General features: G+C 65.2%; 23 protein-coding genes and 1 pseudogene. 11 read left to right on the top strand and 13 right to left on the bottom strand.

Annotated elements, in window-relative coordinates; genetic code table 11:
- Positions 1-68: 68 nt before the first annotated feature.
- On the top strand, positions 69-971 hold the full coding sequence (locus FOB72_RS28150; protein ID WP_150376376.1) for a LysR family transcriptional regulator: 903 nt from the start codon (positions 69-71) through the stop codon (positions 969-971).
- Positions 972-1016: 45 nt separating this feature from the next.
- Here FOB72_RS28150 and FOB72_RS28145 read toward each other — a convergent pair whose 3' ends face one another.
- On the bottom strand, positions 1017-2027 hold the full coding sequence (locus FOB72_RS28145) for a tripartite tricarboxylate transporter substrate-binding protein (RefSeq protein ID WP_150376374.1): 1011 nt from the start codon (positions 2025-2027) through the stop codon (positions 1017-1019).
- A 224-nt stretch (positions 2028-2251) separates the two neighbouring features.
- Between FOB72_RS28145 and FOB72_RS28140 the strand changes: the two genes are divergently transcribed.
- Genes FOB72_RS28140 through FOB72_RS28130 form a run of 3 tightly spaced genes read left to right on the top strand, consistent with a single transcriptional unit; the run spans position 2252 to position 5740 of the window.
- Positions 2252-3433, top strand: coding sequence for an acyl-CoA dehydrogenase family protein (locus tag FOB72_RS28140; protein ID WP_150376372.1), 1182 nt, complete (start codon positions 2252-2254; stop codon positions 3431-3433).
- A gap of 36 nt (positions 3434-3469) precedes the next feature.
- Positions 3470-4855 (top strand): MmgE/PrpD family protein, encoded by a 1386-nt coding sequence (locus FOB72_RS28135; protein WP_150376370.1) that lies wholly within the window; start codon positions 3470-3472, stop codon positions 4853-4855.
- Positions 4856-4879: 24 nt separating this feature from the next.
- Positions 4880-5740: a MaoC family dehydratase N-terminal domain-containing protein gene (locus tag FOB72_RS28130; RefSeq protein ID WP_150377498.1), complete on the top strand. Its 861-nt coding sequence runs from the start codon at positions 4880-4882 to the stop codon at positions 5738-5740.
- Positions 5741-5767: 27 nt separating this feature from the next.
- Here FOB72_RS28130 and FOB72_RS28125 read toward each other — a convergent pair whose 3' ends face one another.
- From FOB72_RS28125 to FOB72_RS28115, 3 genes are all read right to left on the bottom strand, one after another.
- Positions 5768-6013, bottom strand: coding sequence for a DUF1272 domain-containing protein (locus tag FOB72_RS28125; protein ID WP_150376368.1), 246 nt, complete (start codon positions 6011-6013; stop codon positions 5768-5770).
- A 28-nt stretch (positions 6014-6041) separates the two neighbouring features.
- Positions 6042-7583 (bottom strand): acetolactate synthase large subunit, encoded by a 1542-nt coding sequence (locus tag FOB72_RS28120; protein WP_150377496.1) that lies wholly within the window; start codon positions 7581-7583, stop codon positions 6042-6044.
- A 168-nt stretch (positions 7584-7751) separates the two neighbouring features.
- Positions 7752-8777: a VirK/YbjX family protein gene (locus tag FOB72_RS28115; RefSeq protein ID WP_223851602.1), complete on the bottom strand. Its 1026-nt coding sequence runs from the start codon at positions 8775-8777 to the stop codon at positions 7752-7754.
- Between the two features lie 249 nt (positions 8778-9026).
- Here FOB72_RS28115 and FOB72_RS28110 point away from each other — a divergent pair, with 249 nt between their 5' ends.
- Complete coding sequence (locus FOB72_RS28110) at positions 9027-9341, top strand: hypothetical protein (RefSeq protein WP_150376366.1); 315 nt, start codon at positions 9027-9029, stop codon at positions 9339-9341.
- A 123-nt stretch (positions 9342-9464) separates the two neighbouring features.
- Positions 9465-9962 (top strand): acyl-CoA thioesterase, encoded by a 498-nt coding sequence (locus FOB72_RS28105; RefSeq protein ID WP_150376364.1) that lies wholly within the window; start codon positions 9465-9467, stop codon positions 9960-9962.
- A gap of 70 nt (positions 9963-10032) precedes the next feature.
- Here the strand turns inward: FOB72_RS28105 and FOB72_RS28100 are convergent, their stop codons facing one another.
- From FOB72_RS28100 to FOB72_RS28085, 4 genes are all read right to left on the bottom strand, one after another.
- Positions 10033-11460 (bottom strand): sensor histidine kinase, encoded by a 1428-nt coding sequence (locus tag FOB72_RS28100; RefSeq protein WP_150376362.1) that lies wholly within the window; start codon positions 11458-11460, stop codon positions 10033-10035.
- 306 nt (positions 11461-11766) lie between these two features.
- Positions 11767-11970: a CsbD family protein gene (locus tag FOB72_RS28095; RefSeq protein WP_150376360.1), complete on the bottom strand. Its 204-nt coding sequence runs from the start codon at positions 11968-11970 to the stop codon at positions 11767-11769.
- A 54-nt stretch (positions 11971-12024) separates the two neighbouring features.
- The gene (locus FOB72_RS28090) at positions 12025-12594 is read right to left on the bottom strand and encodes a hypothetical protein (protein ID WP_150377492.1); all 570 of its coding nucleotides are present in this window, start codon (positions 12592-12594) and stop codon (positions 12025-12027) included.
- Between the two features lie 160 nt (positions 12595-12754).
- Complete coding sequence (locus FOB72_RS28085) at positions 12755-13540, bottom strand: substrate-binding domain-containing protein (protein WP_150376358.1); 786 nt, start codon at positions 13538-13540, stop codon at positions 12755-12757.
- 158 nt (positions 13541-13698) lie between these two features.
- Here FOB72_RS28085 and FOB72_RS28080 point away from each other — a divergent pair, with 158 nt between their 5' ends.
- Together FOB72_RS28080 and FOB72_RS28075 are read left to right on the top strand one after the other, a co-directional pair.
- Positions 13699-14220: a sigma-70 family RNA polymerase sigma factor gene (locus FOB72_RS28080; RefSeq protein WP_150376356.1), complete on the top strand. Its 522-nt coding sequence runs from the start codon at positions 13699-13701 to the stop codon at positions 14218-14220.
- On the top strand, positions 14217-15017 hold the full coding sequence (locus FOB72_RS28075; protein ID WP_150376354.1) for an anti-sigma factor family protein: 801 nt from the start codon (positions 14217-14219) through the stop codon (positions 15015-15017). The genes FOB72_RS28080 and FOB72_RS28075 overlap by 4 nt, the downstream gene beginning before the upstream one ends.
- A 9-nt stretch (positions 15018-15026) precedes the next feature.
- Here the strand turns inward: FOB72_RS28075 and FOB72_RS28070 are convergent, their stop codons facing one another.
- The 3 genes from FOB72_RS28070 to FOB72_RS28060 form a co-directional block, all read right to left on the bottom strand.
- A complete protein-coding gene (locus FOB72_RS28070) occupies positions 15027-17243 on the bottom strand; it encodes a DUF6351 family protein (RefSeq protein ID WP_150376352.1) in 2217 nt (738 codons plus the stop codon).
- Positions 17244-17341: 98 nt separating this feature from the next.
- The gene (locus tag FOB72_RS28065) at positions 17342-17695 is read right to left on the bottom strand and encodes a hypothetical protein (RefSeq protein WP_150376350.1); all 354 of its coding nucleotides are present in this window, start codon (positions 17693-17695) and stop codon (positions 17342-17344) included.
- A 41-nt stretch (positions 17696-17736) separates the two neighbouring features.
- Positions 17737-18660, bottom strand: a complete 924-nt coding sequence (locus FOB72_RS28060; protein WP_150376348.1) for a LysR family transcriptional regulator — start codon at positions 18658-18660, stop codon at positions 17737-17739.
- Between the two features lie 128 nt (positions 18661-18788).
- Between FOB72_RS28060 and FOB72_RS28055 the strand changes: the two genes are divergently transcribed.
- Together FOB72_RS28055 and FOB72_RS28050 are read left to right on the top strand one after the other, a co-directional pair.
- Positions 18789-19568 carry an SDR family oxidoreductase gene (locus FOB72_RS28055; protein ID WP_191002287.1) on the top strand — a complete coding sequence of 260 codons (780 nt, stop codon included), beginning with the start codon at positions 18789-18791 and terminating at the stop codon, positions 19566-19568.
- 259 nt (positions 19569-19827) lie between these two features.
- Positions 19828-20265, top strand: a complete 438-nt coding sequence (locus FOB72_RS28050; protein WP_150376346.1) for a hypothetical protein — start codon at positions 19828-19830, stop codon at positions 20263-20265.
- Between the two features lie 519 nt (positions 20266-20784).
- Here FOB72_RS28050 and FOB72_RS28045 read toward each other — a convergent pair.
- Positions 20785-20940, bottom strand: a pseudogene (locus FOB72_RS28045) (integrase core domain-containing protein); the annotation flags it as partial.
- A 554-nt stretch (positions 20941-21494) separates the two neighbouring features.
- Complete coding sequence (locus tag FOB72_RS28040) at positions 21495-24080, bottom strand: bifunctional aconitate hydratase 2/2-methylisocitrate dehydratase (RefSeq protein ID WP_150376344.1); 2586 nt, start codon at positions 24078-24080, stop codon at positions 21495-21497.
- A gap of 412 nt (positions 24081-24492) precedes the next feature.
- On the opposite strand from FOB72_RS28040, the gene fliL reads away from it, so the two are divergent.
- Positions 24493-24981 carry a flagellar basal body-associated protein FliL gene (fliL, locus tag FOB72_RS28035; RefSeq protein ID WP_150376342.1) on the top strand — a complete coding sequence of 163 codons (489 nt, stop codon included), beginning with the start codon at positions 24493-24495 and terminating at the stop codon, positions 24979-24981.
- The last annotated feature ends 61 nt before the right edge of the window (positions 24982-25042 follow it).

Below are 25042 nucleotides of genomic sequence, written 5' to 3'. Positions count from 1 at the left end.
GTGGCGACGCTGCAACGCAACATCGCCGCATAGCCAAATAGCGACTTCGGTCATAACGATATCCGCCCATGCACTACGACCTTACCGACCTGCGGCTGTTCCTGAACGTGGGCGAGACCGAGAACCTCACGCGCGCGGCCGAGCGCAGCTTTCTCTCGCTGCCCGCTGCCAGCACGCGTATCAAACAGCTGGAGGAGAGTTTCCAGACCCAGCTGCTGATCCGGCAGGTCAAGGGCGTGCGGCTGACGCCGGCCGGCGACGAACTGCTGCGCCATGCGCGCGAGGTGTTCCGGCAGCTCGAGTGCCTGCACTCGGACCTGCGCCCGTATGCCAAGGGCGTGAAGGGCCGCGTGCGCCTGCTGGCCAATACCACCGCGACCAACTCGTTCCTCGCCACCGCCCTCTCGCGCTTTCTTTCGGAGAACGCCGATGTCGATATCGAACTGGAGGAGCACCTGTCGGCGGAGATCGTGTCGGCAGTGAGCGCGGGAGCGGCGGACCTCGGCATCGTGGCGGGCGAGGTGGCCACGGCCGACCTCGACGTCATGCAGCTGTGCAGCGACGAACTGATCGTCATCGCGCCGGTCAACCACCCGCTGCGGGACTTCAAGCGGCTGCATTTCGCCGATCTGCTCGATACGTGCCGGTTCGTGGGTCTCAACCAGTTCTCGGCGATCCAGAGCTTTCTGGACCGCATTGCGAGCGGTATGGGCAAGCGCATCAGCCTGCGCATCCAGGTGGGCAGCTTCGACGCGGTGTGCCGTATGGTCGAAGCCGGGGCGGGCATCGCGATCGTGCCGAACAGTTGTGCCCGGCGTTACGCGAGCCGCAAGGTGCTGCGTTTCATCCCGCTGGAGGACGAATGGGCGCGGCGTGAACTGCGCCTGTGCCGCCGTCCGGGCCGCGAACTGCCGCAGTTCGCGGAGACCCTCGTGAAATATCTGGCGGAGGCGGCGCGCGAACCGGTCTGATCCCGGTCCGCGCCGCGCTCGGCCCGCGGTGCCCGCGGTCGGCCGTCAGTCCGCTTTCACGCCTGCTGCCTTGATGATCGGCGACCATTTGTCGATCTCGGAGGCCAGCCATGTCCGCAGTCCCTCGGGGGTCTGCTTGTCCTCGGGCACGATCACCGCGCCGAGCTCCTGCATGCGCCTGACCACCGCAGCGTCCTTCAGGGCGGTCTTGAGCGCGCCGTCGAGCTTGTCGATGACCGCCGGCGGCGTGCCCTTGGGCGCATAGATGCCGTGCCACACCTTGACCTCGAAGTCCTTGAGGCCACCCTCGCGCAGCGTCGGCGTATTGGGGAGCGCCGCGATGCGCTGGGCCGTGGTCACGCCATACAGCTTGACCTTCTCCGCCTTGATGTGCGGCAGCGTCTGCGTGGTCTGGTCGCACAGGACGTCCACCTGCCCGCCCAGCAGCGCGGTCAGCGCCGGCGCGGTACCCTGATAGGGAATGGTCTGCAGCTCCACCCCGATCGCCTTCTGGAACAGCATGCCGCACAGCTGCGACACCGCGCCCAGGCCCGCATTGGCGAGGTTCACCTTGCTCTGGTTCTTCTGGATATAGCTGACGAGCTCGGGCAGCGTGTTGGCGGGGAGGTCGTGCCGGCCCAGCAGCGTCATCGGCACGTCGGCCACCTGGCCGACGAACGAGAAGTCCGACAGCGGCTTGTACGGCAGCTTCGAATAGAGCGCCGGCGCCGTGGCCATGCCGTTATGGTGGATCAGGATCGTGTAGCCATCGGGCGCGGCCTTGGCCACATAGGCCGCCGACACCGTGCCGCCCGCCCCGAGCCGGTTCTCGACGACCACGCTCTGGCCCAGCGACCTGGACATGGCGGCGGCGACGGACCGCGCCACCACGTCGGTGGGACCGCCCGCCGCGAACGGCACGACCATCGTGATCGGGCGCGACGGGAAGGGGTCTGCCGCATGGCCGGTCGCGGGCAAGGCGGCCGCCGCGGCGACGGCCAGGGCGCAAGTCATGGCGGTGAAGGGGGGCATGGCAGGGATGCGCGAAGCGGTCATGAAGTCTCCTACGGTTGTTATGACATATCGAGCGAGCGTGAAAGGAATCGCCGGCTCACGCAATTCCGATTTGCCGAAGGCTGCGCACGTCGGCGCGGAAACCTAGGGTTGTCCCCAGCGCCCCCCCTAAATTCATCCCTAAGCCGTGCTTTCGCAAATCCGAATTTTCGCGAGACGGGGGCTCGGGAATAATCCGAACGACCCAACGCCAACACAGGCCCCCAATGCAAGCGAATCCGGAACAAACCCAGGACCACGACCAGATCTACCCCGAAATCCGGGAAGCCGTCCGCGACCTCTGCCAGGGGTTCGACTCCGCCTACTGGCAGCGCGTGGAGGAACAAAGTGCGTTTCCCGAGGAATTCGTGCAGGCGCTGACCCAGGCGGGCTGGCTGTCCGCGCTGATCCCGGAGGCCTATGGCGGGTCCGGCCTGCCGCTGACCGCGGCATCGGTGATCATGGAAGAGATCAACCGCAGCGGCGGCAATTCGGGCGCGTGCCACGGCCAGATGTACGTGATGGGCTGCCTGCTGCGCCATGGTTCGGAGGAACAGAAGGCACGCTGGCTGCCCGGCATCGCTTCGGGCGAGCTGCGCATGCAGTCGATGGCCGTGACCGAGCCGACCACCGGCACCGATACCACCAAGCTCAAGACCACCGCGGTGCGCAAGGGCGACCGCTATGTCGTCAACGGGCAGAAGGTATGGATCTCGCGGGTCCAGCACTCGGACCTGATGCTGCTGCTCGCGCGCACGACGCCGCTCGATCAGGTCAAGCGCAAGTCCGAAGGACTCTCGGTGTTCGTCGTCGATCTGCGCGATGCCATCGGCAATGGCCTGACGGTCCGGCCGATCCGCAATATGGTCAACCACGAGACGAACGAGCTGTTCTTCGATAATCTGGAGATTCCGGCCGAGAACCTGATCGGCGAGGAAGGCCGCGGCCTCAAGTACATCCTCGACGGCCTGAACGCCGAGCGCATCCTGATCGCGGCCGAGTGCATCGGCGACGGCTACTGGTTCGTCGATCGCGCCAGCGGCTACGCCCGCGAGCGCATCGTGTTCGACCGGCCCATCGGCCAGAACCAGGGCGTGCAGTTCCCGATCGCGCGTTCGTTCGTGAACGTCGAGGCGGCCAGCCTGATGCGCTATCGTGCCGCGCAGCTATTCGATGCGGGCAAGCCCTGCGGCAAGGAAGCCAATATGGCCAAGCTGCTCGCGGCCGATGCCTCGTGGGAGGCCGCCAATGTCTGCCTCCAGACGCATGGCGGGTTCGGTTTTGCCGCCGAGTACGACATCGAGCGCAAGTTCCGCGAGACGCGCCTGTATCAGGTGGCGCCGATCTCCACCAATCTGATCCTGTCGTACGTGGCCGAACACGTGCTGGAACTGCCGCGATCGTTCTGAGATTGATCGTTCTGAGATTCCGAGGAGACACCCGCCATGACCCTGTCCTCCAGCGAGGCCACCTACCCCACGCGCCAGCTCTGCGAATTCCTGGCCAACCTGAAGCTCTCCGACGTGCCGGCTCCCGTAGTCGAGCGCACCAAGGACCTGTATCTCGACTGGATCGCCTCGGCCATCGCGGGCAAGGATGCGCCCGCGATCCGCCGCCTGCAGGAGTTCGCGGGCGCGATGGGACCCGGCACCGGCGACGCCGAGGTCCTCGTTGACCGACGCCGGACCTCGCCCTACTTCGCGGCGCTGATCAACGGCGCGTCGTCGCACGTGGTCGAGCAGGACGACGTGCACAACGGCTCCGTGCTGCATCCTGCCGCCGTGGTGTTTCCGCCCGTGCTCGCCGCCGCGCAGGCCGAAGGGCGCAGCGGCAGGGACGTGCTGCTCGCCTCGATCGCGGGCTACGAGGCCGGCATCCGTATCGGCGAATTCATGGGCCGCTCCCACTATCGCGTGTTCCATACCACCGGCACCGTCGGCACGCTCGCCGCGGCGGCCGCCGTGGCCAAGCTGTTCGGCCTCGATGCCGAGGGTATCAACCAGGCGCTCGGCACCGCCGGCACGCAGGCCGCGGGCTTATGGGAGTTCCTGCGCGACGCCGCCGACTCCAAGCAGTTACATACGGCGAAGGCCGCGGCCGACGGCCTGCAATCCGCATGGCTCGCGCGCGCGGGCTTCACGGGCGCCAGACGCATTCTCGAAGGCGCGCAGGGCATGGCGGCCGGCATGTCGAGCGACGCCAACCCGGCGGCGCTGACCGATGGCCTCGGCACGCGCTGGGCCACGGCGGAAACCTCGTTCAAGTACTTCGCCTCGTGCCGCCATACCCATCCGGCCGCCGACGCGCTGGCCGCGCTCGTGCGCCGCGACGGCATTGCCGCTGAGCAGATCGCAAAGGTCACCGCGCACGTGCATCAGGGGGCGATCGACGTACTGGGCCCCGTCGTCAATCCCACCACGATCCATCAGGCCAAGTTCTCGATGGGGACGGTGCTCGGGCTTGTGGCCGTGCATGCGCACGCGGGCCTCGGCGAGTTCGAGACCCAGGCCCTGCAGGACGCACGCGTGGCGGCATTCCGCGACAAGGTGGAGATGGTGCTCGACGAGGAGATCAATGCCGCGTATCCGCGCCAGTGGATCGGCCGCGTGACCGTGCACACCACCGATGGCCGCACGCTCGAGGCGCGCGTGGATGTACCCAAGGGCGACCCCGACAACACGCTGTCGCGCCCCGAGCTCGAGGCCAAGGCCATTCAGCTCGGCGCGTTCCGTCACGGTGCCAGCGAGGCCGAGATGCGCGCGATCATTGCGCGGACATGGCGCCTCGACGCCGAGGCCGATGTCCGCAACTGGCTGCCTGCCGCCCGCTGATATCGACTACCAGACACGATGACCATGACTGAAGAGAAAACGCTGGCCCACCTCCGCGAATGGATCGGCCGCAGCGAATCGCGCACCGAGATCCTCGCCCCCGAACCGGTGCTGTCGCTGGCCGCCACGTTCAACCTAGATGGCGACGCGCTGGCCGCGGGGCCGCTGCCGCCGCTGTGGCACTGGCTCTATTTCCTGCCGCGCGCGCCGCAGGAGACGCTGGGCCCCGATGGCCATACCCGCCTCGGCGGCTTTCTGCCGCCCGTGCCGCTGCCGCGCCGCATGTGGGCGGGCAGCGAGATCGCGTTCCACGCGCCGCTGCGCGTCGGCGATACGGTCACGCGCACGTCAACGATCCGCGATGTCACGCACAAGAGCGGCCGATCGGGCGAGCTGTATTTCGTGACGGTCGATCATGCGCTGACCGTCAACGGCAAGACGGCGATCGACGAGCGCCACGATATCGTCTACCGCGCGGCAGCCGAACCGGGCCTGCCGATGCCGCCGCGTCCGCGCCTGGAGCACCGCGCGCAATGGCAGCGCACGCTGCAGGCCGACCCGGTGCTGCTGTTCCGCTACTCGGCGCTGACGTTCAACGGCCACCGCATTCACTACGATCTGGAGTACGTGCGCGATGTGGAGGGCTACCCGGGACTGATCGTGCATGGCCCGTTGCAGGCCACGCTCATGCTGGAATTGCTGCGGCAGGAACAGCCCGGCGCACGCGTGAAGACGTTCGGCTTCCGCGGGCTGGCGCCGTTGTTCCATATCGATACCGTCACCGTGGGTGGGGCGCCCGATCCGGCTACACCGGGCCGCGTGCTGCTGTGGACCGGCGACGATGCCGGCGGCCAGGCCATGCAGGGCTGGGCGACGCTCGGCTGACGCAAATCGCGGGGTGGGGGCAGGCGCTCAGGCGCCCCCGCACCCCGCCGGCTTGAACACCCGCTCCGTCGAGGGCGGAAACTTCGCGAGCTTTGCGGCGGGGCGCCTTGGCCGCGCCACGAGCTCGCCGCCGCAGTTCGGGCACACGCCATGCAGCTTGTCCGTCGCACAGTCCACGCAAAACGTGCATTCGAACGTGCAGATGCGCGCATCGGCGCTGTCGGGCGGCAAATCCCTGTCACAGCATTCACAGCCGGGCCGGAGTTGGAGCATGATCGCCTCCTTCGCGCTCAGATGACCGTCAGATAACCAGCTCGATCAGGAACGGGCCCTTGCGCTGGTTCGCCATCCGGAACAGATCGTTGAACGTATCCATGTCCGTCGCGCGCGCGCCTTCCACGCCCATGCCGTTCGCCAGCTTGACCCAGTCGAGATCCGGATTGCCGATATCGAGCATATCGAGCGCGGTCTTGCCCGCGTTGGCGCCCACACCCGCGAGTTCGCCCAGCAGGATCGCGTACTTGCGGTTGGCCAGCAGCACGATCGTGACGTCGAGCTTCTCCCGCGCCATGGTCCAGAGCGACTGCAGCGTGTACATGCCCGAGCCGTCAGCCTGCAGCGAGACCACGCGGCGGCCCGGCGCGGCGATGGCGGCACCGGTCGCGAGCGGCAAGCCCTCGCCGATCGCACCGCCCGTCAGTTGCAGCCAGTCGTGCGGCGCGGCGTGCACGGTGCCCGGATAGAACGCGCGGCCGAAGCTCACGCTCTCCTCGATCACCACGGCCTGCTCGGGCAGCAGCGCGGTCAGCGACTGCGCCACGGCTTCCGAGGTGATCGCACCCGATGCCGGCGAGTGCGCCAGCGAGGCGGTCGGCGGCAGTTCGGCCTTGCGCGCGCCGAGTGCTTCGGCCAGCCGCGCCAGGGCGTCGCCGAGATCCTGTTCCGGACGTGCAAGCACGTGGATGGTCGCGTCTTCCGGATAGGGACGCGGCGACTTGCCCGGATACGCGAAGAACGTCACGGGCGGCGGCGCGCCCACGAGCACCACATGGCGGATACCGGCAAGCTTGGTGCGGGCCACGTCGCCCGAGTACGGAATGCGGTCGATCGCCAGACGTCCGCGGCCACGCGTCACACGCGCGTTGGACATCGGCGTGATGAGCCGCGCGTCGGTGGCGGCAGCGATGCGATGCGCATGGGTCAGCGCGCCCTCGAGCAGCGCGCTGCCGGCCAGCACGATCAGCGTCGGCTCGCCGCTGCGCAGCACGCGCGCGGCATGCTCGATGGCATCGGGCGAGACCTGCGGAACGGGCAGCGGGGGCAGCGGCGCGGCCACCTGGCCGCCTTCGTCCCAGCACACATCGGACGGCAGGATCAGGCTGGCGACCCCACCGGGCGCGCCCATGGCTGCCTGCACGGCAATCGCGGCATCGGCGCCCACGGAGGCAGCCGTGGTCGCGGTGCGGGTCCAGACGGAAACGGGGCGTGCCCAGCCTTCGGTATCGGCCGTGAGCGGTGCGTCGAACGGACGATGGTAGGTGGCCTGGTCGCCGATGATATTGACGATCGGCGTCTGCGCGCGGCGCGCATTGTGCAGATTGGCGAGGCCGTTGGCGAGGCCGGGCCCGCAGTGGAGCAGCGTGGCGGCGGGCTTGCCGGCCATGCGCGCATAGCCGTCGGCGGCACCGGTGACCACGCCCTCGAACAGCCCCAGCACGCAGTGCATGCCGGGAATGCGGTCGAGCGCCGCGACGAAATGCATTTCGCTCGTGCCGGGGTTGGCAAAGCAGGTATCCACACCGCACGCGAGCAACGTCTTGACGAGGCTCTCGGCCCCGTTCATCGTTGTGCGGCCACTGGTCACGCCTTCGTTCTCACTCACGGTCTTCGTCTCCATTGCGGTGATCCGTCACGGTCGAGGGGGGAGACGCATAGTGTAGCGGCATCGATGCGGGCCCGGCGCACCCGTGGGGCGCGCCGCCAGCGCATTGCGTGCGAATGCCGGACGAAGTCAGGCCGCGCGAAGCCCGGTGTCCGCGGTATCCGATTCCTCACGCAGCGCGCAGGCCACGCTGGCGCGAATGCCCTCGGCCATGGCCTGCTTGCGCCGCCAGGCAGAACGCTTCTTCGAGGGGATGTCCGCGATATCGCGCACGGGCTGCAGCACGGGAATCGCCATATTGCCGTCCGGCAGGTCCACCGCGTGCGATTCCCGCCAGAACGTTTCGTAGTCCGCCTGAATCTCGCGCGGCGTATTGCGCTGGCGTCCAACGTGGTTCGCGCGCGAAACGGCGACGATGCGGCGCGCGCCGATATGGCCCGCCAGCGCGAGCAGCGCTTCCATGACGGCGTCCTTCGGGCGCACGCCCTCGCAGGCCTTCGTGGAAGCGCGAATGTACTCGCGGCTCGCCTCGCCCTTCGGGCCCTGGAGCCCGCCGATAAACACGGCGGGACCGTCGTAGCCATGCGTCAGGTAGAAGCTCAGTTGCGCCAGACAGGTGTCGGTCGCGCTATCGACCCAGTAGAACGCGAGCTCGCCTTCCTTCGGGTTCGGGCCGGAGTCACCGAGGCGCAGCGTGTAGCGGCCGGTCTCACCTTCCCCGTCGTCACCAAATTTCCACGTGAGACCGCCGTCGAGGTAGATACGCTCGCAGACGGGGAGCGGCAGCGTGGCATGCATGACGCCGTAGTGATCGGCCACGAGGCTGGCGCGCTCGTGGAACGTCATGCCGAGTTCGCCGAGCGGCCGATACGGACGCTCGAGCAGGCCGGGCCGCTTCGCGATCACACGTTGCAACAGCGTGCACGACCCGACGGACCGCAGCCACGGCCGCACCGCACCTTCCCGCAATGCCGACAACGCCACCATGCGCATGCGACGCGTCCAGCAGCGGCGCGTCCCGGCGGGATAGCACGCCGCCGACAGCATCGCCATGGCGCTCAGATATTTGAGATAACGCAGCGGCCCCGTTCCCCACGGTCCCCTGCCCTCCCGGACTCGCACGAGTCCCTGCCACATCGGAACGAATTCCTGCACGACTCACTGCTCCCCTGTCTTGCCCTGCCTACTTTCGCCTGTCTCACTGCTGGCTCGTAATGATCGGTAACGGATTGAAATATTCCTGCGTTGACAGGGGAGACGAGGAAAGTCAGCGCCTATTAGCGCACTTTTAAGGGGATAAGGGCAGCATGCGGCAACCCACACTACGAAACATATTGAAACGTGCGCCGGGCTGCGCGGCTGATAAGCTTGGAATGTGTCCGATCCGACTTCCGGGAGTCCACGATGCGCCGCACGATGCGCCAATCAGCCGCTCACCTCGTCCTGGCCGGTTGCTGCCTGATGACGCTCGCGGGACATGCGCTGGCAGACGCCCGCACGCGCGCCACTGCGGAGTGCAGGAAGGCGGTCAAGCAGCAGGGTCACGAGAACGCCAGATTCGACACCATCAACGCGATGGAAGGCCGGACCAGCATGGCCGTGGTCGGTGAAATCACCGACGGCGACAAGCGCTACGCGTTCCAATGCAACTTCGACAAGGCGCTGAAGGTCACCGACCTGCCGATGCGCGAGCTGCCCGCGCCCCAGCCGCAGAAGTAATCTCCCCTCCACGGCGGGCCCCCGCCGTTCCTCCCGTCAAGCCAGAATGCGTCATGCCCCGCACGTCTCCCGGGGCACGCGCCGGCTGCCGCGTTGCAGTCAGAACCCTTCAGGAGCTTTTCCATGTTGATGCGTGACGTGATTCCCCAAGTGCTGAACCGCGGTACCGCCCTGCTCGATCAGGACGCGCTGGAAACCACCCCGCAGAAGACCTTCCACCATGCCATCGATATCTATCTCAAGGACTCCAATGCCTTCATGAACACCTATTTCGCCCGGTACTTCGAATGGCAGGGCATCTGCCGCGAGCGCTGGTTCCATGAATGCATCCACGGTAACCTGCTTGCCGCCGGTGGCGTGTTCGTGACGAAGCGTGCCCATCAGGAATACGTCGAGGAAACGTTCCCGTTCCAACGCGTCGATTGCTACCTCAACACGTTCCAGGTGCGGCAATGCTCGGCGTACCTGCTGTTCCGCTTCAGCGTCGAAGGCCGCCCCGTGTCGCTGGGCTATCAGCAGATCGTCTTTGCAGACCGGGAAAAGCGTATCTCGCGCTTTCCGCGCGAGATCATCGAACGGGTCAAGGAATACGAGCTCGTGCTGCCGCCGTTCGCGAACTGAGCCCTCATCCCATCTTGTCGGAAGTGTGTAGTTGAGAGGGTATAGCTAAAAGTGCGTGCCGCCGGAGCGGTCAGCCGGCGGTGCGCGTGCGCAGCCGTTCGTCGGGACGATCGCCGAGCGGATGGAAGCGCGGCAGGCGCAGCGTGAAGGTGGTATGCACCCCGGGGCGCGACGCGCATTCGATACGGCCGCCAAAGGCTTCCATCACACGCCGGCAGAACGCGAGGCCCAGACCGTTGCCACGGCCATGCGCCTTCGTCGAGAAGAACGGCTCGAAGATCCGCGGCAGCACGTCCGCGGGAATGCCGGGGCCGGAATCGCTGAAGCGCAGCAGGTAGAAGTTGCCCTCGATGCCGCCTTCGATGCGGATCTCGCCGCTGCCATGCGCGCGAATCGCGTAGAGGCCGTTCTTGAGCAGGTTGAACAGCACATACACCAGCAGCGTATCGGAGCCGACGAATCGCCAGTCCGGCTCGAAGCCATGCACGCGCACACGCTCGCGCTCCTCGGGCTGGAACGGATAGCGTTCCATCGCCGCCTCCACGCATGCGGCCACACCATACGGCGCGAATGTGCTGCGGTCCAGCCGCTCGAGCGTCACGGAAGCCAGCGCCATGTCGATGACGGTGCTCGTCCCATCGACCTCGCGCGTAATGCCCCCGATGAGCTGGCTCATGCGCTCGATCTGTCCGGGCCGCATGCGGTCCTCCATCAGCCCGTGCTCGACGGCCAGGCGATACCCCTGCAGCAGCCGCGGCCATGCCAGCGCGATTTCCTGCACCTGCATGCGGATGGTCGCGAGCGGCGTGCGGACTTCATGCGCGACGGTGGCCGCGAGCGAGTACGGGTGCATCAGGTCGTAACGCACGACGCTGAGCGCGAGAATGCCGAGACTCATCGCGATAAAGATCGCGCCCGGCGGATAGAACGCGAGGCCGTAGTTGACGCCGTAGTCGACGGCGGCGACCGAGTACAACCCCAGCGCGAGCAGGCACAGGTTGAAGCGCCGGCGGCGTTCGGCCGTCGCATTGGTGCGCGCCTTGACCAGCAGCCACGCGCAGCGCGCAGCCAGCACGACCGTCTGCAGCACGTGCAGCGGATGCAGCGGCCCGGCTTTCGGATACTCGCCGAAGAACAGCGTGTAGTAGCCCGACACCACCTGATGCGTGGTCAGCAGCAGCACCGACAGGATCAGGCTCATGCCGTACGACACGAGCAGCGCGGGACGTTCCCTGCGGCACTCGGTCGCTTCGCAGATGAAGTGGTAGAACGTCGTCGGCAGGAACAGGATGAACAGATAGCCCACGCGCGCGAGCAGCAACGCGACGTCGGGATGTTCGGACTGGAACAGGAATGCCCACGTGCCCTGCCACGCGAACGTGGTCGCGCAGAGCAGGAAGAACGACGTCGATACGCGCGTGACGCCCTGGGTCACCAGCACATAGAGGCCGTAACCGAGGAAGATCGACGAGACGAAGGCGGGCAGGATCGCGTACATGCAATGCCGCGCCTTGGAGAATTTCGCGCGGCGCCGAAGCAGGTTGAGACGCCATTGGGAGCCGCAATGTTAAGTCGCGATCGATGGGGTCCGTACTAAATTCGGCGATATTCAGTCCTAATTAATGCTTAATTCGTCACGCACGGCAGGTATAGCGCGGCGTTTACGCCACAAAACACGCACCACGCACAGACGGCCCGGGGGATCGTCCCCACTTGAGTCGGGGTTCGGGAAACGACAACGGGGCCGAAGCCCCGTTGTGTGCGATGCACCGTCCGCGCATCGACTTTGGCGATCGATCGCTGCTTACCAGCGAGCGTCGCGTTCCCACGCCTTCATCTCTTCCTCGGCGCGCTCCTTGGTGTAGCCATAGCGCTCCTGGATGCGGCCCGCGAGCTGGTCGCGCTTGCCGTTGATGACGGTCATGTCATCGTCGGTCAGCTTGCCCCACTTCTCCTTGATCTTGCCCTTGGCCTGTTCCCACTTGCCTTCCATTTGGTCCCAGTTCATGTCGGACTCCTTGCGGGTTGGTGTGTCGATTGGTGTCGGAGGTCGCTCGCCGGATTAGCGTGCGTACTTGGCCTTCACGTTGGCCTGGCACTTGTCCTTGGCGTCGCCGGTCATGGCGTCACACTTTTCCTTGTCGGCCTTGTAGGCGGCGTCCGTGGTGTCCTTGCGGGCGTCCGCACGCGCCTCGGCGACATCGGTGCTGGTACCCGTGGCCGCAGCCTTGGTCACCTTCGCAGCGCCCAGGGCCTGCTCATGGGCAGCCTTGGCCTGCTTCACGCACACGTCCTTGTCGTTACCCGACTTGTCGTCGCACATTTCCTTCGACACGTCGTAGTCGCGATCGGCCTTGGTCTTCATGGCCTTGGCATGCGCCTTGTCCGTGCCGTCGCGGCGGGCTTCGGCATTGGCCTTCGCCACATCGCGGTCACGCTTGGCTTCCGCCTTGCAGACGTCCTTGGCGTTGTCCTTCATCGCGTCGCACTTCGTGTTCGCGGTCTTGTAGTCGGCGTCGGCCGTCTTCACGGCGGCGTCGTAGTCGGCTTTGGAACCGGCTTGCGCATACGCAAAGCCAGCGGGGGCGGCAACCATCATCGAACAGACTGCGGCGCAGAACAGTTTCTTCATCGTCATGTCGTGCTCCTTCTCTTAAGTGGATTTTTTCTCCGGGCCCGGCGTCTTGCGCCGTGGCCACACCGTAGTTGAAGGTTACGTTCCTGCACCGGGATGAAGCAGCGGCCCCCTTCCGAAATGTACGTAAGACAATTCCCACACTTATTTTTCGACGCTATTTTTCGACGCTATCGAGGCCCGAATCCTTGACGACCGTCTGTGCGGCCGGCGCCGAGAGAAACTCGAGCAGTGCGCGCGCTTCCGCCGGATGTGGCGCATTCACGGGAATGCCCGCCGCGAAGCGTGTGACCGATTGCACGGACTCCGGAATGCGCCCCGCGAACGACACACCCGGCACGGGCAGCAGTTCGCTCACCTGCTGGAAGCCGAGCTCGTACTGGCCATCGGCTACGACCGTCGCGACCGGAATCTTCTCGATCTTGCTGGCCTTGCCGCGCATCTGCGCGGTAATGCCCAGACGCGCGAACAGTTCCTTCTCCACATACACGCCGCTCGCGCTGTCCGAGTAAGCCACCGACTTCGCACGCAGCAGCGTCTCGCGCAAGGCATTCTCGGTGCGGATGTCGGGAACGGTCTGGCCCTGGCGCACGACCATGCCGATACGCGAGTCCGCGAGCTCCACACGCGATGCCGGATCGACCACGCCCTTGCGGATCAGATCGTCCAGCGCATAGCCGACCATGATCACCACGTCGGCCTGCTCGCCGCGCGCGAGGCGATTCGGAATGGCCTCCCGCGACTGTCCCATCGACGGTCCGAGTTCGGTCTCGATGGGGTTGCCGCTTTGCGCGCTGTATTGCGGACCGAGGATCTTGTAGGCGGCCGTGAATCCGCCCGACGTCATCACGCGCAGCGTGGCGGCATCGACCTGCGCGGTGGGCAGGAACGCGGGGACGAACGTCGCGGCGAGCAGCCATGCGGCCGCACGGAACTTGTACATAATGTCTCCTTCTTCTGAGGGTCTCGCCCGGACTCGGGCAAGGCACTTTAAGCCTCGCGCCGCACGTGCGTCCATTTTTTTCGCGGACGCGTGGAATAATCCCCGATGCCGTTCGTCTTCCCTGCAGTTGAACCCGAAAGCCCACTGGGCTGACCGACATGAGCAAGGACTTTACCGATGACGAACTGCGCGAGGTGATTCCGCGGCTGCGCCGTTTTGCGCTGTCGCTGACGCGCCAGGAGTCCAGCGCCGACGACCTCGTGCAGAGTTGCCTCGAGCGCGCGCTGTCGCGTCGCGAGACGCGGCGCGACGAGGGCGATCTGCGCGCGTGGCTGTTCTCGATTCTCTATCGCGTGTTCCTCGACGGCCAGCGGCGCGCCAAGCGTTATGCGGGCCTGCTGTCGCTGTTCGGCGTGGGCCAGGACGAGGACATGGCGCCCTCGACCGAAGACGTGGTGCTCGCGCGCTCGGCGCTCGACGGCTTTCACCGGTTGCCCGTCGATGCGCGCGCGTTGCTGCTGCTCGTCTCCGTCGAAGGACTCAGTTATCAGGAGGCCGCGGATACGCTCGGCGTGCCCATCGGCACGGTGATGTCGCGTATCTCGCGCGCGCGCAAGGCGCTCCGCGATCTGACCGAAGGCCAGGTCGTTGCCCAACCTTCCCTGCAGGTGATGAAATGAATGCCCTGATGCCCACCGAACCCGAACTGCACGCCTACGTGGATGGCGAGCTCGACGAGACGCGGCGCGGCCAGATCGAAGCCCTGCTGCCGACGCACCCCGAGATCGCGCGCGAGATCGAGCAGATCCGCCTGGCCTCGCAACGATTGCGCGCGAGCCTGGAGCCGCCGCCGGCCGATACGCCCGCGCGGCTCGATCCGTTCCGCATTCGCCGCACGCTGCGCGATCGCACGCGCCAGCGCATGTCGATTGCCGCTTCCGTCATGATGGCGCTCGTCGTGGGCGGCTTTGGCGGCTGGCAGTCGCGCGAGTACGCGATGCGCCAGACGTATCTGCCGATGGCCGATGCCGTGCAGGCGTATCGCATGTTCGCGTCGAACGATATACAGCCCGTGTCCGCGAACGCGGTGGCCAACGCCGGCGACGACGGCATGATGGTCGATATCAAGGCCAGCGATCCGCGCGAGTTGCAGGCCTGGCTCAACCATCATTTCGTGCAGCCGGAAACGCTGCCCGACTTCAGCGCATATGGCTTCAAACCCGTGAGCGGGCGGCTGATGTCCGCGCAGCAGGGCACGGCCGCGATGGTGCTCTACCGCAATGCGCAGGGGCAGTCGATCGTGTTCTATGTGCGGCCGCCCGGCGACGTGCTGCACTTCGACAACGGCAATCGCAAGGATGGCAACCTGCTTGCGCAGTACTGGCGTCAGGGGCGCTACTTCTACGCGGTGGTCAGCCCCACCGACACGCCGGCCACACGGCCCGTACAGCAGGCCGTGGAGCCGACGCGGAGCTGAGCCGGCGCGTCAGGTCTTGGTGATATCGAATACCACGTTGACCGGCGACGGGCCGAACGAGCCGTTCGGCACCACGCCGGTCTGGTTGATACCGGGCTTGCTCCAGTCGCATACGCCGTTCGGGAAGATCTGCTGGAGCCGCGTCATCTCGGCACCCGAGAACATCACCGTGTAGTCGGTGGCGGCTATCGGCTTGAGCGTGCACTTGATGATATTGGCCGCGACAGGCCCGCCGGCCACGATGCGCGGCGCCGTCCACGACGGGAACAGGCCGTTGCAGGTGGTGTTGGCGATGGGGCTCAGCGTCTGCGTCTCCGTGACGAAGGTGTTCGCGTCGCTCCAGCATCCATCCACGGCCGCCGCCGGCTTGTACGCCACCACCTTGTCCTTCTGCGCCGTGCCGGTCTTGTCGGCCTTGTACGCGGCCACCCATTGAATGAAGGTGTTCCACGCGTTGGCCGACGGCACCGGATTGCCGCGCCACATCACGTGATTGCGGCTATCGCCATTGGCCTGCACCATGCGCTCGCGCACGGCGAAGTGGAACCACTGGTAGTGATAGCCGGAGTCGTCGTTGTAGATGCCCGTGACGTCGAACACGGGAATGCTGGCGAGGCCGCCATTGGTGCCGAGCTGCAGGCCGCTCTGCTGCGCGCGCAGGATCGCGCCCGCGTCGCCCACCGTACGTGCGGGAACATAGTTCGCATCCTGGTCGTAGCCGCCGATCCGTTCGTTGAGATCGAGGAACTGCGTGGTCGTGATCGATCCCGCATTGAGCGCCGCGAGCCCGTATTGCACGCCGACGTTGTCGAACGGCCGCAGTGCGAAACCCGTTGCGGGATTCACGCCGTAGATGTTCTTCGACGCGTCGTAGACCGTACCGCGAATACCCGTTGGATTGGAGACCGGGTCATACCGCTGTGCGGTGGGCACGATCGCGTTGAACGGCGCCGACACATACCCGGCATAGTCCACGCGATTCGGCACGGGGTCCGTGCGGCCTGCCTGGTTCGCGGCATCCTCGAATGCCTTGCGGCTCTTGTATCCCGTGACCGCGGCGATCTGCGCGTCCGTGAACGCGGTTGGATTGACCGTGATGTAGTGCGTGATCAGATGGCCGTCCGACCCCGAGAACGCGATGCCGAGCGGATCGGGGAACGTGCAGAGCAGCATCACGCCATCGAACAGGCCTGGGATGCGGTCGGCCGGCTGCGCGCTACCGTAGGACCCGCCCGAGCATCCGGCGCTGACCGTGAAGTCGGGCACGCCGAACGTCTTGATCGCGGCTTCCTTCGACATCATCGCGGCCTCGCTTGCCAGCACGGCATTGCAGTTGTTCGACGCATGCTGGAGCGTGTTGGCGAACATCGCATAGCCTTCCGCGAGCCGCTGCACGTTGAGCAGACTGAAGTCGAAGCCCGCGCTCTGCAGGTTGCCCTGCGCGCCGCCCTGCACGTACCATCCGCCGGGGCAACCGAACCCTTCGATGGCGATCATGCGCCGGTTCCAGGCCTTGGGCGGTTTCAGCGGCGTGGGCGCGCTCTCGGTCGTCGGATCGTGCAGCACCGCGTTCTGGTAGATGCCGCGATCGACGGTGCCCGTTTCCACGCGCACGATGAACGGCACCTGCTGCCCCGCGAGCGTGGTGACGGTGGCAACGTCGGCCGGACGCGCGGCGGTGCTCGTCATCGGCTTGAGCGTACCGTCCGTCGTCGACTGGTACATGTAGGTGACGCGTGTGGCCGCCGAGCAGTTGGCGTCGAGCGCCGCGCCAAGCGTCGAGCCGTCGGGCAACAGGAACGTGGATGTCTGGCAGATGAACGGTGTCTGCCACGGTCCGGAGATCACGGGGCCCGTGATCGGATAGTTGGTCATCGTGATCGTCGACGACGCCTTGCCGACGCGCGCGACCACGCTGTTGAGCCCATTGGTCAGTCCGGTTACCACGGCCTGGCGATGCGAACCGTTGGCCGGACTCGGCTGGAACTGGCTGGTGACGTCGTTGCCGTTGAGCGTGATCTGCAGCGGACGTTTGTCGGTGACGGTGGTCGGTACCGCGACGTCGATCAATGCGGTGCCGCCTGTCACGTAGTCGGGTTGCGACGAAAGCAACTGGACCGTGGGCGCTACGCCCGGATCGTCATCGTCGCTTCCGCCGCAGGATGCAAGGCCGATGGCCAGCATGCCGGCGAGCGCGGCGCTGCACCATTTTCTGGACGCGTTCATGAGTGTCTCCAATCTCGTTGTGGAACGAATCGCGGGGCAGGTCGCTCAGCCAGCTTAGATCGCGGAGACAGTCATTACAAAAATACTTGCTTCACAGGTTAGTCGCCCAGCGCGGCGTCGATCATCGCGCCGGCCAGGCCGATAAGCAGCGCGAAGGCGGACGCAATGAACCAGCGTACGGTGCGGCGATACTCGGGTACGGCATCGTCCTCGATGCGCAGCGCGCGGAACAGCGCGACGATCTGCAGCGCAACGGCCAGCAGCAGGCACGCACCGGCAAGGATCGAGAGCGAACTCCATCGGCCCGTGCTCTCGAATCCCCAGAAACGCCAGAACGCGAGGGAGAAGCCGAGCAGTACCGTGATGGCGGTGATGATGCCCTGCCGGAATCCCGATGGCACGGTCGGTGGCGGAGGTGGAGGCACGGGACGCTCGTCGGCGGGTTCGGTCATGGGGCAGGCCGCGCGAATGGGATGTGACGAGTATAGATGGCTCAACGACCGTCAAAGCGCCGGCCGATGCCGCGTGCGCGGAAGGCATCGATCACGAAGTCGATGAACACGCGCGTGCGGGCGGGCAGCAGGGTCTTGTTCGGGTAGTAGAGCGAGATCGGTCCGTTGTCGGCGCACCAGCCCGGCAACAGTCGCTGCAGCGCGCCGGACTCCAGCCACCGCGCCGCGTGAGGCATGGGCAGCAGTGCAATGCCCAGCCCTTGCATCGCGGCGTGTGCCATCGCCTCGGGATCGTCGAAGATCGCGCGCGTGCGATGCACGGCGAGGGCTTCCTCGCCTACCGCGCTCCGCAGCGTCCATGCGCGCACGCGTCCGGTCGAAGCGGACCGCCGTGTAATGCCATCGAGCTCGGCGAGGTCGGACGGGTGCCGCGGCATGGGGCGGCCCTTCATGAAGGCGGGGGAGGCGGTGACCACGACATGCGTGCGCGCGAGCTCGCGCGCGACCACGCCTTCGGTCAGCTCGATACCGCCGCCGATCGCCGCGTCGAATCCGTCGCGGATGAGGTCGACGGCGCGGTTGTCGAAGTGCCAGTCCGGCACGATCGCCGGATACCGATCGAGGAAATCGTTGAGCAACGGCAACAGATGCTCGCGGCCGAACGCGAGGCCCATGCCCACCTTGAGCACGCCGGTCGGGTTACCGGCATCCTGCGCGGCGCCCGCGAATGCGTCGCGCAGCGTGGCATAGGGATCGGACACCTGCCGGAAGAACTGTTCGCCCCCCTGCGTGAGCGTGAGCCGCCGCGTGCTCCGCTGGAACAGGCGCAGCCCAAGGTGCGACTCCAGCCGCGCGACGTTCTTGCTGACTGCGGCCGGCGTAAGGCCCAGGCGGCGCGCGGCGGCCGAGAAGCTGCCCGTATCGGCCGACTGCACAAAGGATTCGAGAAGGTTGAGCGCTTCCATATGGAAAGCAGCTTATACCAGTCTTATACCTTTGGTTGAAGAAGTTTCTGCTTTTTCATTACTACCGGTACGGGAGTGCGGCGACCATACTCCGTTCACCTTCTACTGATTTCGAACTGGAGTTGAACATGAGCACGAACCTCGACAACACGCTGAACGACACGATCGCCCGCAACCTGACCGGCAAGGTCGCCTTCGTCACGGGCGGCGCACGCGGCATCGGCGCCGCCATCGTCCGCCGGCTGGCCAACGCGGGCGCGGCGGTCGCCTTCACGTACCAGCAGTCGGCCGCGGGCGCCGAAGCACTGGCCGACGCCATCCGCGCCGAGGGCGGCCGCGCCCAGGCCTACAAGGCCGATGCCGCCGACACGGCCGCACTGGCCAGGGCCATCGACGAGGCCGCACGCGAATTCGGCAAGATCGACATCCTCGTCAACAATGCAGGCGTGCTGCGCCTCGGCCCCGTCGAGGCGTTCTCGCTCGAGGACTTCGACCTGACGCTGGCGGTGAACGTCCGCGCGGTATTCGTCGCCGCGAAGGCAGCGCTGCCGTACATGGGCGAAGGCGGCCGGATCATCAACATCGGCAGCACCAACGCCGACCGCATGCCGTTCGCTGGCGGCGCCGCCTACGCGATGAGCAAGTCCGCGCTCAAGGGCCTGGTGCAGGGCATGTCCCGCGACCTCGGTCCGAAGGGCATCACGGTGAACAACGTCCAGCCGGGACCTGTGAACACCGACATGAATCCGGAGAACAGCGACTTCGCAACGTCCCTCCACGGCCTGATGGCCCTGCCCCGCCACGGCCGCCCCGAAGAAATCGCGGGCATGGTCGCTTACCTCGCGAGCCCGGAAGCGGCGTTCGTGACGGGCGCCAACCTGAACATCGATGGTGGCTTCGCGGCGTAAGTCTGCACGCCCAGCAAAAGCCCACGCGCAGCGATGCGCGTGGGCTTTTACGTTCTGAAGGAACATTTCGCATAACGCCGATGGATGCCCACTATCGACTCTTCTACTATCACCGCTCACAAACATGCGGCTCCAGCGGCGGCCGCCTCGTAGAACAACCCCACGGTGAAAAATGTCGGTACGTTCGGAAGCGCGTATGCGCTTTATAAAGAGAGTTCAACTCGCACTCGACGTGGCACAGGACAGAATTCGAGGTTTGATGAACGACCTTACGGTTCAGGCCGAAATTGTGCATAGCCGACAGGTCCCAGACATCATCGGCAAATGGAGATCCGTGGCAAAGCTTAACTGGGACGCCGCTCGGCGCAAGTGCGGTTCCACCACGAAAAGCTGCTTCGTCGGGATACGCACAGCGGAGATCGTTTGCATTCTTTCTCTGATCCGCGTTTCAAAGGCAGGGCTTCATACGAAGCTGCTGTTCATCGAGCGCGACGAGCATCAAGACCAATCAAAGGGGAAGGGATTCTTGGCCATCGAAGCGGTTCTCGAAGCCGTCGCTGCAGTTTTTGGTTCGGCGTACATTGTGCTCGACGCACCTCTCAAGGAAACGATAGAGTATTACTCCTCACATGGGTTTCGCGTCGCGCGCATCAGAGGCCGAAGCGCCCGCACCATGACGCGCCCGGTGAGAAGCTAGTAAGATTGAACAATGTTGTTTTGCTGATTCCCAACCCGGGACGATGTCATGGCTAATAGAGCTACTGCTAAACCTCGACTTGTCGCCAAGCCCCGCCTCACCGAAGCTGATGAGGAACGCGCGGCACTCGCTCGCGTGCGTGCCCTTTTCGCAAGACCCGACATGAGCGTTGAGGCGTTGAGGGCCAGGGCGGAAGAACTCCGGAAATGGGAAGAGGAAACAAACTTCAAAGGCGGCGCTTACGTTGGAATTCTCCGCTGAATGCACCACTTCCAAGGTTTGAGAAGCCCTGCCGATGCGGGGCTTTTTTCAGCTCCGTCTGAATACGCCACGCCCGTCACGAGCTTCCGCAGAACGACGCCGAGCGTCGCCTTCATGCCCCGATCATAAGAGGACTGAATAGCGGTGAAGGATCCGCGTACGCGCGCGTGGACCGTTCTGACCTGCCCCCGGTTTTAGTACGGCATGCGATTAGACAATCAGCGTCTTGGCGTGACGCATCGAAACAAACCAGTGTTAGTTCAGGCATTCGTCGCGGAACCGACCGTTGAAGCTCTGGATATAGGCATTCTCCACAGGCTTGCCCGGTCGAATGAACGAGAGCGTAACGCCTGCCTCGTAGGCCCACGCATCCAGCACCTTACCAGCGAACTCCGGACCGTTGTCGCGCGTGATCAACGCGCGCGCAAGCGTAAGCACCGAGGTGGCCGTTCGACTTGAGCAGTGGGTTGGCGGTCCGACTGCCGAAACATGGCTTGGCCTGCAAGCCAATTATGATTTCTGGCAACTGCGACATTCGAGGCAGATCTCACGGCTGGCGAAGGCACAAGCGCTAGTCAGCGTGCGTGAGGCGGTCGCCATAAATGAAATCGCACAAGTGCGATGGATGCCCCCCTCCGACTCATCTAACATCGCCCACTCGAAATCATTTGGGGCCTTCCGGATGACTGAGGTCACAGCAGCCTCGTGGCATCGCAATCCATGCCGAATGCTTCAGTCGTTCGCAAGTCCGCAGTCGCGCTTGACAACTGCGGCGGTGAATGCCCCGATGCTCGGGTTACTTGGTGTCCCAAATGGCACCCATTTACTCGATGCCCCAAAGGCATCTCTTAAGAAAGGGCGCGCGAGCGCCCTTTCTGCTTTTTAGGTCCAGGCGCGAATCGCACTGCACGTAACAAAAAAACCCCACGCGCATCGCTGCGCGTGGGGTTTTCAATAAGCCCGGAAGCTTAGGCCGTGACGGTGTCCGCCACTTCCTTGAAGTCTTCGATCTTGTCGAAGTTCATGTACTGATAGATCTTGTCGCCGTTGGCGTTGATCACGCCGATGTCGGTCATGTACTCGTCCTTGGTCGGGATGCGGCCGAGGCGCGAGCAGATGGCGGCGAGTTCGGCGGAGCCGAGGTACACGTTCGTGTTCTTGCCCAGGCGGTTCGGGAAGTTACGCGTGCTGGTCGACATCACCGTCGCGCCCTCGCGGACCTGGGCCTGGTTGCCCATGCACAGCGAGCAGCCCGGGGATTCCGTGCGGGCGCCGGCCTGGCCGAACACGCCGTAGTGGCCTTCCTCGGTCAGTTGCTTCTGGTCCATCTTGGTCGGCGGTGCCACCCATAGCTTCACCGGAATGTCGCGCTTGCCCTCGAGCAGCTTCGACGCGGCGCGGAAGTGGCCGATGTTGGTCATGCAGCTGCCGATAAACACTTCGTCGATCTTGGCGCCGGCCACGTCGGACAGCGTCTTCACGTCATCCGGGTCGTTCGGGCAGGCCACGATCGGCTCGTGCACGTCGGCCAGGTCGATCTCGATCACGGCGGCGTACTCGGCGTCCGCATCGGGCGCGAGCAGTTCCGGCTTGGCCAGCCACGCTTCCATCGCCTTGATACGGCGTTGCAGGCTGCGTGCATCTTCATAGCCCTGCGCGATCATCCACTTCAGCAGCGTGATGTTGCTGTTGATGTATTCGATGATCGGTTCCTTGTTCAGGCGCACCGTGCAGCCGGCAGCCGAACGCTCGGCCGACGCATCGGACAGCTCGAATGCCTGCTCCACCTTCAGGTCGGGCAGACCTTCGATTTCGAGGATACGGCCCGAGAAGATGTTCTTCTTGCCCTGCTTGGCCACGGTCAGCATGTCCTGCTTGATCGCGTACAGCGGAATCGCATTGACCAGATCGCGCAGCGTCACGCCGGGCTGCATCTTGCCCTTGAAGCGGACCAGCACCGATTCCGGCATATCCAGCGGCATCACGCCGGTGGCCGCGGCAAACGCCACCAGACCCGAACCTGCCGGGAAGCTGATGCCGATCGGGAAACGCGTGTGCGAGTCGCCGCCGGTGCCCACGGTATCGGGCAGCAGCATGCGGTTCAGCCACGAGTGAATGACGCCGTCGCCCGGACGCAGCGAGATACCGCCGCGCGTGCTCATGAACTTCGGCAGCGTGTGGTGCGTCTTCACGTCCACAGGCTTCGGATAGGCCGAGGTGTGGCAGAACGACTGCATCACGAGGTCCGCGGAGAAGCCGAGGCACGCGAGGTCCTTCAGTTCGTCGCGCGTCATCGGGCCCGTGGTGTCCTGCGAACCCACCGAAGTCATCTTCGGCTCGCAGTACGTACCCGGACGCACGCCCTTGCCTTCGGGCAGGCCAACCGCACGGCCGACCATCTTCTGCGCCAGCGTGAAGCCCTTGCCGGAGTCGGCCGGGTTCTGCGGCAGACGGAACAGCGTGGACGGGGCCAGGCCCAGCGCCTCACGTGCCTTGGCGGTCAGGCCACGGCCGATGATCAGCGGAATACGGCCACCGGCGCGCACTTCGTCGAACAGCACGTCGGACTTGACCTTGAATTCGGAGATGACCTGCCCGTTCTTCAGCGCCTTGCCATCGTATGGACGCAGTTCGATCACGTCGCCCATTTCCATCTGCGACACGTCGAGTTCGATCGGCAGCGCGCCGGCATCTTCCATCGTGTTGTAGAAGATCGGAGCGATCTTGCTGCCCAGGCACACGCCGCCGAAGCGCTTGTTCGGCACGTAGGGGATGTCTTCGCCCGTGAACCACAGCACCGAGTTCGTGGCCGACTTGCGGCTCGAGCCCGTACCCACCACGTCGCCGACGTAGGCGACCAGGTTGCCCTTGCCCTTCAGGTCTTCGATGAACTTGATCGGGCCGCGCTTGCCGTCTTCTTCCGGCGTGATGCCGGGGCGCGCGTTCTTCAGCATCGCCAGCGCGTGCATCGGAATGTCGGGGCGCGAGAAGGCGTCCGGGGCCGGCGACAGATCGTCGGTGTTGGTTTCGCCGGTCACCTTGAACACGGTGATCGTGAGGCTTTGCGGCACTTCCGGACGGCTCGTGAACCACTCGCCCTCGGCCCAGCTCTTGATCACGGCGGCGGCGTGGGCGTTGCCCTTGTCGGCCTTTTCCTTGACGTCGTGGAAGGCATCGAACATCAGCAGCGTGGTCTTCAGGCCGTTGGCGGCCACGGCGCCCACTTCGGCGTCGTCGAGCAGCTCGATCAGCGGCGAGATGTTGTAACCGCCGAGCATCGTGCCCAGCAGTTCGGTAGCGCGAGCGCGCGAAATCAGCGGCGTCTTCTCGCTGCCGAGTGCCACGGCGGCCAGGTACGAAGCCTTGACCTTGGCGGCGTCATCCACGCCAGCCGGCACACGATAGGTAATCAGATCCAGCAGGGTCTGCTCTTCGCCGGCCGGCGGATTCTTGATCAGTTCGATCAGGTCGGCGGTCTGCTGCGCGGTCAGCGGCAGCGGAGGGATGCCAAGCGCGGCGCGTTCGGCGACATGGGCACGATAGTTATCAAGCATGGGAACCTGCTGGTAATAGGGTTTTCAGTTCTTTTCTGTCTCGTCGCAGCGACCGGCGTAGCCGACCGTGCCGCCGTGATTGTAATCCGAAGTGGGAGAGAGATCAAATGTCTTATATCTTATATAAGAGTAACGACCGCAAAGCCTTATCCAGCCTAGCCCGTCCCCTGAAACCGACATAGAAGACCCGAGCGACGCCGCACGTCCGTTGTTTTCGCGACACGGGTGTCTTAAGTTCCGCCCGGGCGATTCGTTAACCAATGCATGCAGGGGCGATTGGCATGCACACGCCAGCGCCTTGCCACGCCCGTTCGGCTCAAACGGCCAAGCTGAGCGGGTTTCCCCCTTTTTATCGGCCCTTTGCTTGTCTGCGATTCCGGAAGAATGGCAGGCAATTCGACACAGGCTTCTCATGGCGAACACGCTTTCCCCCTCCCAGACTGGCGGCAACCCCAGCAAGCGCGGCCGACTGCTGCTGATTGGCGGCGGCGTGCTGGTGGCAGCGTTGGGCGTTGGCGGCTTCGTGCTCGGCAGCGTCTTCGGTGGCAGCCACACTCCGGCGGCTCCGGCCGCTCCGGTCGTGCCGCCGCCGATCTTCGTGCCGCTGGATGCGTTCACCGTCAACCTCAAGAGCGAGGACGGCGATCGCTTCCTGCACACCGGTCTGTCGCTGAAGGTGGCGGATAGCGAAACGCAGGCGCGTCTCCAGCAGTACCAGCCGGAAGCGCGCAGCCGCATCCTGCTGATCCTGTCGGCGCGCCAGCCGGCCGATCTCGCGACCGTGGAAGGCAAGCGCAAGCTGGCGCAGGACATCCAGCAGGCGGTGAGCCAGCCGTTCGCGACGGGTCTGCCGCCGCAGAAGATCCTGGATGTCTTGTTTACATCGTTCGTGGTGCAGTAAGGCAGGGCCGCCCCGCGAACCCAAGCAATTTGATATTTACACAGCCGTTCATGGGGCAGGA

Origin of the sequence: Cupriavidus pauculus (assembly GCF_008693385.1) — a bacterium.
GTDB classification, from domain to species: domain Bacteria; phylum Pseudomonadota; class Gammaproteobacteria; order Burkholderiales; family Burkholderiaceae; genus Cupriavidus; species Cupriavidus pauculus_D.
The sequence above is the reverse complement of the archived record's forward strand: the minus strand, read 5'-3'. Positions and strand labels throughout refer to the sequence as shown.

Bases quoted from the DNA above. Each gene is read 5' to 3' on its own strand.
- FOB72_RS28150 (WP_150376376.1), top strand. From the start codon at position 69: ATGCACTACGACCTTACCGACCTGCGGCTGTTCCTGAACGTGGGCGAG.
- FOB72_RS28080 (WP_150376356.1), top strand. From the start codon at position 13,699: ATGAGCAAGGACTTTACCGATGACGAACTGCGCGAGGTGATTCCGCGG.
- FOB72_RS28085 (WP_150376358.1), bottom strand. From the start codon at position 13,540: ATGTACAAGTTCCGTGCGGCCGCATGGCTGCTCGCCGCGACGTTCGTC.
- fliL (WP_150376342.1), top strand. From the start codon at position 24,493: ATGGCGAACACGCTTTCCCCCTCCCAGACTGGCGGCAACCCCAGCAAG.
- FOB72_RS28120 (WP_150377496.1), bottom strand. From the start codon at position 7,583: ATGAACGGGGCCGAGAGCCTCGTCAAGACGTTGCTCGCGTGCGGTGTG.
- FOB72_RS28090 (WP_150377492.1), bottom strand. From the start codon at position 12,594: ATGAAGAAACTGTTCTGCGCCGCAGTCTGTTCGATGATGGTTGCCGCC.
- FOB72_RS28065 (WP_150376350.1), bottom strand. From the start codon at position 17,695: ATGACCGAACCCGCCGACGAGCGTCCCGTGCCTCCACCTCCGCCACCG.
- FOB72_RS28145 (WP_150376374.1), bottom strand. From the start codon at position 2,027: ATGACCGCTTCGCGCATCCCTGCCATGCCCCCCTTCACCGCCATGACT.
- FOB72_RS28095 (WP_150376360.1), bottom strand. From the start codon at position 11,970: ATGAACTGGGACCAAATGGAAGGCAAGTGGGAACAGGCCAAGGGCAAG.
- FOB72_RS28060 (WP_150376348.1), bottom strand. From the start codon at position 18,660: ATGGAAGCGCTCAACCTTCTCGAATCCTTTGTGCAGTCGGCCGATACG.
- FOB72_RS28055 (WP_191002287.1), top strand. From the start codon at position 18,789: ATGAGCACGAACCTCGACAACACGCTGAACGACACGATCGCCCGCAAC.
- FOB72_RS28075 (WP_150376354.1), top strand. From the start codon at position 14,217: ATGAATGCCCTGATGCCCACCGAACCCGAACTGCACGCCTACGTGGAT.
- FOB72_RS28100 (WP_150376362.1), bottom strand. From the start codon at position 11,460: ATGTACGCGATCCTGCCCGCCTTCGTCTCGTCGATCTTCCTCGGTTAC.
- FOB72_RS28110 (WP_150376366.1), top strand. From the start codon at position 9,027: ATGCGCCGCACGATGCGCCAATCAGCCGCTCACCTCGTCCTGGCCGGT.
- FOB72_RS28050 (WP_150376346.1), top strand. From the start codon at position 19,828: ATGAACGACCTTACGGTTCAGGCCGAAATTGTGCATAGCCGACAGGTC.
- FOB72_RS28040 (WP_150376344.1), bottom strand. From the start codon at position 24,080: ATGCTTGATAACTATCGTGCCCATGTCGCCGAACGCGCCGCGCTTGGC.
- FOB72_RS28125 (WP_150376368.1), bottom strand. From the start codon at position 6,013: ATGCTCCAACTCCGGCCCGGCTGTGAATGCTGTGACAGGGATTTGCCG.
- FOB72_RS28135 (WP_150376370.1), top strand. From the start codon at position 3,470: ATGACCCTGTCCTCCAGCGAGGCCACCTACCCCACGCGCCAGCTCTGC.
- FOB72_RS28105 (WP_150376364.1), top strand. From the start codon at position 9,465: ATGTTGATGCGTGACGTGATTCCCCAAGTGCTGAACCGCGGTACCGCC.
- FOB72_RS28140 (WP_150376372.1), top strand. From the start codon at position 2,252: ATGCAAGCGAATCCGGAACAAACCCAGGACCACGACCAGATCTACCCC.
- FOB72_RS28070 (WP_150376352.1), bottom strand. From the start codon at position 17,243: ATGAACGCGTCCAGAAAATGGTGCAGCGCCGCGCTCGCCGGCATGCTG.
- FOB72_RS28130 (WP_150377498.1), top strand. From the start codon at position 4,880: ATGACTGAAGAGAAAACGCTGGCCCACCTCCGCGAATGGATCGGCCGC.